Raw genomic sequence first — 3,977 nt, 5'->3', positions numbered from 1 at the left:
CTGTTTCTTGAAACGCTTGTTGGTCTAAATGTTCCTCTGATTTAATGGCAACAGAATAGGTTTTAGTTTTTGCACCTTCTTTAAAACATCCTTCTTGCGTATCTTCTACAGCTTCTTTTAACACGTTCAATTTTTCCTTTACAGCTGGTAGATGAGCGATTTGTGGTTTATTTTCAATAATGGCAATCAATCTTTCACAGTAAGTTAATTCATCTTTTACTTCGTTAGAAGTATTCTTCTTTGGAAATTTTTCTTTCATGGATTTATCAAATTGATACACTGCTTTGCGGGTATGTCTTGATTTTTCTTGTAAAAATTCTTTCGGTGATTTTTGGTTATAACGTGCTTTGGTATGTGTTGCGTCCACAATGATTGTTTTACTTTTGATAATGTTCTTTTCGAGTGCGATTTCAACTGTTTTTCCAATGAGCATATCTAATAAACTTACGTCTTGAAGACGAAGTCTGCGGAATTTTGTGAGTGAGCTTGAATCAATCACGTCATCTTCTGGCGCCATTCCTAAAAAATACTTGAAAGACATGTCATATTTTGAACGTTCGACAAGGTCTACATCAGATACATTAAAAATGGCTTTTAACAATAAGTACTTAAACATTCGAATCGGAGGAATCGCATTTCTTCATTGTCTAAACAATATTTTGTTTTCAATTCTTCTAAAATGAATGAGAAATCCACTAGTTCGTTAATTTGACGAAGCATATTATCTTTTGGCACGACAATATCGTAAATGGCCATATATGGACTTAAGTTGAAAGTCTCTTGGTTTGAAATCATTGAGAACACCACCTGCATTTAGTCTCTCAATTATAAATTAAAAAGGCGAGGTATTCGACGATTGAATCGTCGAATACCTCGCTAAGTGGAACCAATTGAAGTTTTTCAGTGCCCTCATATATTATCGAACTCATGCCCAAACCACTGCCAAATGAAATACCGTATCTAACTTTTAGGTGTCACTTCACTTTACGGTAAGACTTGATAAAGTTTATACTTTCAATTTTCTCAATATGAGCTTTTCACAGTCTTGTAATCTTTCATTTCATATACTCACACATTTTTTTCTTTAGCTAGATTGTTTGTTTACTTTTCTTGATGTCAATCACATGCTTTAACTCCAGAACAGATATTGAAACACATTATTAATCAAAGATAGTAGTCCTACAATCAAAAATCCTGAACCGACAATTTTTTGAGTTTTATTTTTTCTCTTTCTATTTAACAACAAGATAAGTAATCCAATCAAGACACAGACAATGCCGAAAATAATAAAAACGACATTCCCCATTTGAACAACACTTTCATCCACTCTTGGTAAAAATGACGGAATTGGCAAGCCAGATAAATACATATTTTTTCTCCATTCAACTTTTAATTTTATAATCTATTAACGTTTCCGGTTGTTGTTTTAATATTAATTTCATTGGTTGGGTCACCCACGATTTCTGAGCTACATCTTCCATTTTTCACAAAACTTTCTATCTTAATACAGTAATCACTTAAGCTTGGATTGATGGTCAACTCAATAGCTCCTGTGGTTGTTTTGATGAATTCCCTACGGAACAGCTTATTATGAATAACTGTTATTTTCCCTGTAGTGCTTGAAATAAGAGCTTGGCTGTTGTCATCTTCACTGTCTAAGCTACCCATTGTGATATCTCCAGTTGTTGATTTGATGGATACATCTTTTCCAACTAAAGATCGAACAGTTATATTTCCTGTATCGGTTTTAAAAGAGGCATTTGGAACAATAAGATCATCGGCTATGATTGAACCTGTTGTCGATTTGATACCGACTTGCCCCATATAAGATTCTGGCAGTTTAATTTGAACATAAATTCCATTGAAGAAATTTAAAGGCATTAAAGGATTTTCTCTTTTCAATTGAAGAGAAAGCTGGCTACCTTTCAAATTCTCTGTAAAGACAAATGATTTTGCCTGTTCCCTATTCGTAAAATAATATTCAATTTCAAGATGATTACCGGGAATGTGTTCAATCTTTCCCTGACCTCTCTCAAAAAATATATTCAGTTGGTCAATCTTAGATAAATCAAATTTACACGTTTTTTTTTCTGACTCAATCCCTTTAGATTGATAATTGTCATAAACCTTTTTAGCTAATAAACTAGAAATTGTAACTGACGACACCAGAGAAATTAATTTTATAGGTTTCATATTCACACCTCTTTTAGTTCATTCTCTATATTCATAAATTGATAGAATCTGGATGTTGGTTGATATATTTTATTAAATGATCCTGCATCAACGACTTTTCCGTCTTCCATAAAGATTATTGAATCATACTGAGATAGTAAGTTTTGATCCAATTTATGCGTAATTGTAATCAATGTCTGTTCAGGAATATCTAGTAGATCTTTTTCTACCTGATAGGCCGTCTGCATATCCAATGCAGAGGTTCCTTCATCCAGAACTAGCAAAGGTGATTTACGAATCAATGCCCGTGCCATTACAATTCTTTGTTTTTGTCCGCCCGAAAAATTAGAGCCATTTTCTTTTACTGGTATGTCCAATCCGGTTTCATCTATATCAATAAATTGAGAAACACCGCTAGCTGCCATTGCAAGCTTTTGCTCTTTTTCGGTATAAGTCTTGCTCAAACAAATATTATGGGCAATCGTTGTATTGAATAGATAAACGTTCTGATGAATAATAGAACATAAATTCTTTATCCCCTTCTTATCTATCTTTCTAATTTCTTGATTATCATACAAAATTTCTCCATCATAATTGGTTAAAGTCGACGTTAGTAGATTGATCATTGTAGATTTTCCACTGCCGCTTGGTCCGACTACAGCATATTTTTTTCCTTTTTCAAAAATCAGATTTATATTCGATAATACAGGCTGATTTTCTTTATAAGAGAATGTAAGGTTTTTACAGACAATTTTATCCGAAAATGTTGGCTGAGGTAATGCCACTGTTTCCTCTATTTTTTTCACCGTCAATTCTTCTACCTTTGCGATCAATGGGCCAACACTCTTCATTTTTGTAGTATTTTGCATAATCATGATCACTGGACTAATAAAGATGCTAGTCAGCTGAACAATAGCTACTAAAGATCCTAATGTCATTTCTTGATGTAGTACTTGATAGGAACCGATGAAAATAACCAAAAAAATAGTTCCCATAGCAATCACTTCAGATAGTGCTTCATTAACAGCTAATAATTTATCAAATGAAAACTTTGTTTTTACAAGACTCGTGTTAGACTTTTCAAATTCATTGGTACTATCAGATTCCATTTCATAATCTTTGATTACTTCAAAGCCCGAAAATAGATCTTTCGATTTTTCTGTGAATAAAGATGCTTGAACGGAAGTTTTCTCCTGTTTCGTCTGCAATGGTTTACCGAACAGCGCTGGTACTACAGACATGATGATTAGGCAGCCGAATAAACTAAGCGTGATTATCGGACTTAACGTCAGTAGAATAACTAAGGCGAATACAAATACAAATGCATTCTGCAGACATAAAAGTAATGGTTGTAAAAAGTTTTCCTCAATTGCTTTAACATCATTTGTAACGATCGATAAGTAGCTAGCTGTATTTTTTTCAGCGAACTCCTGATGATTTTTCCTCATCACTCCGAGAAAAACATCACTTCTCATAGAGTAGACAATTTTCTTTATCAATTGTTTTCCGCATAATGAATACAGATATTTTACTAAACCCATTCCTAGGAAAAATATGATCGAAAGATACATCATATTTTCGAACGTCGAAAAATCACCATTTGTTGCTGCATCAATAATCTTTTGCAGCAGCAATGCAATCAATGCAGTAGAAGCTCCACTTAAACCTCCCAGTATAGTCGTAATAAGCACAAGCCCTTTATTCTGCTTAAGGTATTTCTTCATATTTCATCTCCTCAAATTATTTATCATGCAGAGGCAAAACATTGTTTGAGTAGAATGTTTTACCTCGCATGCTTTTACTAG

General features: G+C 33.5%; 3 protein-coding genes and 1 pseudogene. All 4 read right to left on the bottom strand.

Annotated elements, in window-relative coordinates; genetic code table 11:
• A pseudogene (locus tag B1B04_RS24035) lies at positions 1 to 795 on the bottom strand (transposase); the annotation flags it as partial.
• A gap of 334 nt (positions 796 to 1,129) precedes the next feature.
• Positions 1,130 to 1,369, bottom strand: coding sequence for an LPXTG cell wall anchor domain-containing protein (locus B1B04_RS24030; protein ID WP_079563958.1), 240 nt, complete (start codon positions 1,367 to 1,369; stop codon positions 1,130 to 1,132).
• Between the two features lie 26 nt (positions 1,370 to 1,395).
• Positions 1,396 to 2,193 carry a DUF4097 family beta strand repeat-containing protein gene (locus B1B04_RS24025; protein ID WP_079563955.1) on the bottom strand — a complete coding sequence of 266 codons (798 nt, stop codon included), beginning with the start codon at positions 2,191 to 2,193 and terminating at the stop codon, positions 1,396 to 1,398.
• A 2-nt stretch (positions 2,194 to 2,195) separates the two neighbouring features.
• A complete protein-coding gene (locus tag B1B04_RS24020; RefSeq protein WP_079563953.1) occupies positions 2,196 to 3,896 on the bottom strand; it encodes an ABC transporter ATP-binding protein in 1,701 nt (566 codons plus the stop codon).
• Between the last annotated feature and the right edge of the window lie 81 nt (positions 3,897 to 3,977).

It is taken from the genome of Lysinibacillus sp. KCTC 33748 (assembly GCF_002237755.1).
In the GTDB taxonomy this organism is placed as follows: Bacteria; Bacillota; Bacilli; order Bacillales_A; family Planococcaceae; genus Lysinibacillus.
This window is presented reverse-complemented; position numbering and strand designations above follow the sequence as displayed.